Genomic DNA, 5,859 nt, shown 5'->3' on the forward strand with positions numbered 1-5,859 from the left:
CCATGGAGTTCAGCGACATGTTCTGCGCCTTGAACGGCGCCACCCGCACCCCCTGCCGGGCCAGCCAGCGGCAGATCCCCGCCGTGACCACGCTCTTGCCCGCGTCCGAGGTCGTCCCCGCGACCAGCAGTGCCCCGCTCATCCCCGCCTCCCCCGCAGGGCCCCCGCCGTCCAGCGGGCGACGGCGGTGGCACCCAGCGCCAGCAGCCCCACCCGGTGCGACAGCAGACACGCCCGCTCGATGTCCGCGACCCCTACGGGCCGCAACTCCCCGCCCAGCACCGGCCGGTGCTCCACCCGGCCGCCGTACGCCAGCGTCCCGCCCAGCCGCACACCCAGTGCCCCCGCGAAGGCGGACTCCGCCTGCCCGGCGTTGGGGCTGGGGTGCGCGGAGCCGTCCCGCCGCCACACCCGCCAGGCGCGGCGCGGCTCGGCCGAGGCGGCGACGGTGAGCAGCGCCGTCAGCCGGGCCCCCGGCCAGCCCGCCACGTCGTCCAGCCGGGCCGACGCCCAGCCGAAGCGCAGATGGCGCGGCGAGCGGTGCCCGACCATGGCGTCCAGGGTGTTGACGGCGCGATAGGCCAGCAGCCCCGGCGTGCCCGCCAGAGCCCCCCAGACCAGCGCGCCCACCACGGCGTCCGCGGTGTTCTCCGCGACCGACTCCACCACCGCGCGGGCGAGGCCGTCGCGGTCCAGCCCCCGCGGGTCGCGCCCGCACAGGTGCGGCAGCCGCGCCCGGGCGGCGGCCAGGTCCCCGGCCTCCAGCGCCGCGGCGACGGTGCGGGCCTCCCGGGTCAGCGAGGTGCCGCCGAGCACGGTCCAGGTGGCCCCGGCGGCCAGCAGTGCACGGGCCGGGCCGCTGCGCCGCGCGGCCCGGTCGGCCGCGGCGGCGCCGACCGCGACGGCGCCCACGCAGAGCGCCGTGAAGGCGGATCCGGCGGCCCGGCGGTCACGCCACAGCCGGCGCTCCAGCGCGGCGGCGGCGGAGCCGAAGAGGGCGACGGGGTGGCCGCGGCGCGGGTCGGCCAGGGCGGTGTCCGCGGCATAGCCGGCGACCGCGCCCACCGCGAAGGCGGTGTGGGCACGCACGCCGGTCAGCCGGTGCAGCGAAGGGTGGTGGACGTCAGAGGTGGCAGGGCGCCCGGGGCAGGCTGCATCGCGTGCGTGTCCTCACTCAGGGTCCGCGCCCTGGATCGACGAGCGGGGGCGAGAGTCTCCTGGCTCCCGGATCGACGCACCCCCGGGCCTTCCAACGGCCGTGAATCCGGCCGCCGTGACCATAGGTCGAGGGCGCTCCCCGGTGACAGTGGCGGGACCGCGCCGGATTCGCACCGGCTTCCTCTCCATGCCTCCGTATTGGCGCAAGGATCCCACCACGTGCCCGGTCGCAGCGTCAACACGGCCTCGGGAGCGGTACGTCACAGCCCGCTCCCGCCGCCCGGGCGCGACGGCGGCCCGCCGCGATCCGCGACCGGGGCCCCCGCGGCGGCGTACGGCACCCCGGCGGCCACCCCTTCCCCGGCCCCGGCGGCCGCTCCACCGGTGGCCGCCCGCCTGACGGCCCGGCATGCTGTGCGGCATGGACACGACGTGGATGCTGTACGGAGCCAACGGATACACCGGCACGCTGATCGCCCGGCTGGCCGTCGAGCGCGGTCAGCGCCCGGTCCTGGCGGGCAGGTCCGCGGCGCAGGTCACCGCCCTCGCCGAGCGGCTGGGTCTGGAGCACCGGGTGGTCGACCTCGCCGACCCCGGCGCGCTGCGCACCGCACTGGCCGGCATGAACGCGGTCGTCCACTGCGCCGGGCCGTTCTCCGCCACCGCCGCCCCCATGGTCGACGCCTGCCTGGCCACCCGCACCCACTACCTGGACATCACCGGGGAGATCGACGTCTTCGAGTGGATCCACGCCCGCGGCGCGGACGCCCGCGAGGCCGGAGTGGTGCTGCTGCCCGGAGCCGGATTCGACGTGGTGCCCACCGACTGCCTGGCCGCCCTGGTGGCCGCGGAGATCCCCGACGCCGACCACCTCGACCTGGCCTTCGCCGTCGGCGGCACCCTCAGCCCCGGCACCGCCAAGACCGCACTGGAGGGGATCGCCCTCGGCGGCCGCGCCCGGGTCGGCGGCCGGATCGTGCGGGTCCCGGCCGGGTGGCGCACCCTGCGCGCGGACTTCCCCTCCGGACCGCGCACCGTCGTCTCCCTGCCCTGGGGCGACGTCGCCACCGCCTACCACTCCACCGGCATACCCGGCATCACCACCTACACCGTGCTGCCCCCCGGCAGCCGGCTGCAGACGCTGGTCGCACCGCTGCTGCGCCGCCCCGCCGTACGGCGCGCCGCCGGGCGCCTGGTGGACCGCCTGGTCCCCGGGCCCGGCAGCGACCGCCGGGCCCGCTCCCGGGCCGAGGCCTGGGCCCGCGCGACCTCCCCCTCGGGCGGCAGCGCCACCGCCACCCTCAGCTGCCCGGACCCCTACGACCTCACCGCGGACAGCGCCCTGCACGCCGTCGCCCGGGTGCTGGCCGGTGACGTCGAGCCCGGCGCCCACACGCCCTCCAGCGCCTTCGGCCCGCGCCATGTGGCGGACCTCGCCGGTGTCACCCTGAGCGGCCCCGTGGTGCACCGCTGACCCGGCGGCCGAGGGCGACCCCTCCCGTGCGGTGCCTGCCGGGGCCCGGGGTGCCGCGCCCGGGCCGGCTCAGTGCCGGCCGGAGACGGCGTCGGCGAACCGGGCCAGCGGCGAGGTGGTCGGGCGGCCCGCGGCCTCCTGACGGTCCGCGGCGTGATAGGCCGCGTACAGGCCGTGGACGCCCAGCCAGCGCAGCGGCTCGACCTCCCAGCGGCGGACCGTGTGGCCGACCCACGGCAGCCCGGTCAGCTCGGTCGCCCCACCCAGCACCAGGTCGCGCAGGGTGCGGCCGGCCAGGTTGGCGGTGGTGACCCCGCTGCCCACATAGCCGCCCGCCCAGCCCAGCCCCGACGACCGGTCCAGCTCCACCGTGGAGCACCAGTCGCGGGGCACGCCCAGCACGCCCGCCCAGACCTGCTCGATCCGCGCGCCCGCCGCCGCGGGGAAGAACCGCACCAGTGCCTCCCGCAGCTGACGTACCGTCCGTTGCTGGGTGCCCCCGTCGGTGTCCGTGCGCGAGCCGAACCGGTACGGCACCCCGCGGCCGCCCAGCGCGATCCGGTCGTCCGCGGTGCGCTGGGCGTACATGTAGGCGTGCGCGAAGTCGCCCAGCACCTCCCGGCCCGCCCAGCCGGTCTGCGCCCAGAACTCCTCCGGCAGCGGCTCGGTGACCAGCATCGCCGAGTTCATCGGCAGCCAGGTGCGCCGCTCGCCGCGGATCCCGGCGGTGAAGCCCTCGGTCGCCCGCAGCACGTACTCGGCGGAGACCTCCCCGTAGGGGGTGACCGCCCGGGCCCGCTCCGTGCCGGCCGCCGGACGGATCCCGGTGACCGGGGTGGACTCATGGATGCGCACCCCGAGGGCCGCCACCGTCCGGGCCAGGCCCCGCACCAGGGCGGCGGGCTGGACCCGGGCGCCGTGCGGCGTCCAGGTGCCGCCCAGGGTGCCCGCGACCCGCACCCGCGCCGCGGTCTGCTCGGCCGTCAGCAGCACCCGGTCCGTCTCGCCGAAGGCGTGCTCCTCCGCCACGAAGGACCTCAACCGGGCCAGCTGCGCGGGTGTGCGGGCCACCTCCAGCACCCCGCCGGGAGCCACGTCCGCCGCGATCCCCTCGGCGGCCGCGACCCGCACCACCTCCGCCACCGAGTCGTTCATGGCCCGCTGCATGGCGCGGGCCCGGTCGTGCCCGTACCGCGCGGCGAAGACCCCGCGGCCGGCGAAGCCGTTGTACAGCCAGCCGCCGTTGCGCCCCGACGCGCCGTAACCGCAGAAGCGGCTCTCCAGCACCACCACCCGCAGGCCCGGGTCCGCCTTCTTGAGGTAGTACGCCGTCCACAGTCCGGTGAAGCCGCCGCCCACGATGCAGACATCGGCCTCGGCCGGACCAGGCAGCGCCGGACGGGCCTCGGGCAGGCCGAGCGAGGAGTACCAGAAGGAGACCCCGCCGTTGCGGAGCGGGGCGGTGCCGGAGGGTGCCACGGAGAACCTGCCTTGTGCTTGTGCCGTGTCCGGAAGCTATCCCCGCAAGATCACCCCGGCAACAGGCACAGTGCCAGGCATACGGCGCCGGGCACTGCAGAGCGTCGGCCCGCACCGCCCGCCGCTCACCCGGAGGAACCCGCACCGATGGCCGGGCCGATCCCGGGGTAGTGGACTGTGGAGAGAACGAGACCGGGGAGCGATATGCGACGGGGAACCGTGGCGGCCATCGCGGCCGCCTGCGTGGCGGGCGCCGCAGGCGCGGCGCTGCTTGCCGGGCGTGCCGTGTCGGAGATCTCGCTGCGTCCGCGCAGGGCCGGCGCCGGTACGGGCGTTCTGCGGGTGCACTCCACCGCGGCCGGACGGGTGGCGCTCACCCGGACGCCGCAGAGCACCCGCCGGGGCACCTACGGCCTGGAGTGGCCGGGCGGGCACGCCGTGGTCGGCGAGGTGCTGGAGACCACCTCGCAGACGGTCGTCCGCCGGCTGGAAAGGGTCGACGGCACCCCGCCGACCAACGGCACCCGGGTCCGGCTCACCCCCCGGGTGCTGACCGGCGACCCGCGGACCGCGCTCGGCCTGGACTTCGTGGAGACCTGGGTGCGCGGCGAACTGGGCCCCATGCCGGCCTGGTACGTGCCGGGGATCCGCGACATGTGGGTGATCGCGGTGCACGGGCCCGGCACGGACCGGCAGCAGGTGCTGCCGGTGCTGCCGCTGCTGCACTCCTTCAAGCTCCCGGTCCTGGCCGTCACCTACCGCAACGACGAGGGAGCCCCGCCGTCGCCCGACGGTCTCGGCCACTTCGGCGAGACCGAGTGGCGCGACGTCGAGGCGGCCATCCGGCTCGCCCTGCAGGACGGCGCCCGCCATGTGCTGCTCTACGGCTGGTCGCTGGGCGCCACCATGGCGCTGCAGGCCGCCGCCAGATCGTCGTGGAGCGACGCCGTGCGGGGACTGGTGCTGGACTCCCCGGTACTGGACTGGCACTCCACCGTACGCCGCCAGGCCACCCGCCGGGGCGTCCCCGCTCCGCTGGCCGAACTGGGCGTCCGGGCGGCCGAGGGCCGCTCCGGAGTCGACGTGGACGCCCTGGACCGGCTCGCCGGGGGTGACAGCCTGCACGTCCCCACCCTCCTGGTGCACGGCCCCGACGACACCGTCACACCGCTGCAGGCCGCCGAGCGGCTGGCCGTCACCCGGGAGGACCTGGTCACCCTCCACACGGTCCCGGGCGCCGAGCACACCGCGATGTGGAACGCCGAGCCCCACGGGTACGAGGAGGCGCTCCGCCGCTTCCTCACCCCGCTGGTGTGAGACCAGTGCCTGCCGCCCCGTACCGCAGCCCGGACGCCCCCGCAGCCCGCGGCACCGCGCCTCCTGTCGCCCTCGCCGCGCCACAGGCCCCGGGCGGCACCCGTCCGGGGCACCTTCGCGCCCCTGCCGGACCCCGCGTCCCCGGCCGGCGGCCGTCCGGCCGCCCCGGCGCCCCGACGGACCCGGCGACCGCCCGGGGCCCGGTTGTGCAGGGATTTCGCCCCGCTTGCCCCCTCGCGGCCGGCCGCCGCGCAAGGGCCCGCAGCGGACGATGTGACAGATGGCCCGTGTACGGGGAAGACTGCTCGGCGTGACGTCTCGGAACCCGCGCGACCGTGATGCCCCGCTCCCCTCAGCACGCCGACCCGAACGCCCCGCCCCCGACCTGGAGGCGGACCCCGCGGCCGGCGACGGCCCGCCTGCGCCGGCCG

At 77.3% G+C, this 5,859-nt stretch carries 5 protein-coding genes and 1 riboswitch; of the genes, 2 read left to right on the top strand and 3 right to left on the bottom strand.

Annotated elements, in window-relative coordinates; genetic code table 11:
* Together AOK09_RS38300 and AOK09_RS26765 are read right to left on the bottom strand one after the other, a co-directional pair.
* The coding region (locus tag AOK09_RS38300) for a nucleotide-binding protein (protein ID WP_157876046.1) at window positions 1-142 on the bottom strand (142 nt) is incomplete at its 3' end.
* Entirely contained in the window at window positions 139-1,089 is a 951-nt protein-coding gene (locus AOK09_RS26765; RefSeq protein ID WP_055589824.1) for a cobalamin biosynthesis protein, read from the bottom strand. The genes AOK09_RS26765 and AOK09_RS38300, both read right to left, overlap by 4 nt.
* A 121-nt stretch (window positions 1,090-1,210) precedes the next feature.
* A riboswitch (cobalamin riboswitch) is annotated at window positions 1,211-1,342 on the bottom strand.
* Between the two features lie 237 nt (window positions 1,343-1,579).
* Between AOK09_RS26765 and AOK09_RS26770 the strand changes: the two genes are divergently transcribed.
* Window positions 1,580-2,632, top strand: a complete 1,053-nt coding sequence (locus tag AOK09_RS26770; RefSeq protein WP_055589827.1) for a saccharopine dehydrogenase family protein — start codon at window positions 1,580-1,582, stop codon at window positions 2,630-2,632.
* Window positions 2,633-2,701: 69 nt separating this feature from the next.
* Here AOK09_RS26770 and AOK09_RS26775 read toward each other — a convergent pair whose 3' ends face one another.
* The gene (locus AOK09_RS26775; RefSeq protein WP_055589825.1) at window positions 2,702-4,111 is read right to left on the bottom strand and encodes an NAD(P)/FAD-dependent oxidoreductase; all 1,410 of its coding nucleotides are present in this window, start codon (window positions 4,109-4,111) and stop codon (window positions 2,702-2,704) included.
* A 204-nt stretch (window positions 4,112-4,315) separates the two neighbouring features.
* Between AOK09_RS26775 and AOK09_RS26780 the strand changes: the two genes are divergently transcribed.
* A complete protein-coding gene (locus tag AOK09_RS26780) occupies window positions 4,316-5,428 on the top strand; it encodes an alpha/beta hydrolase family protein (RefSeq protein ID WP_055589826.1) in 1,113 nt (370 codons plus the stop codon).
* The last annotated feature ends 431 nt before the right edge of the window (window positions 5,429-5,859 follow it).

This window comes from Peterkaempfera griseoplana (assembly GCF_001418575.1).
GTDB lineage: Bacteria > Actinomycetota > Actinomycetes > Streptomycetales > Streptomycetaceae > Peterkaempfera > Peterkaempfera griseoplana.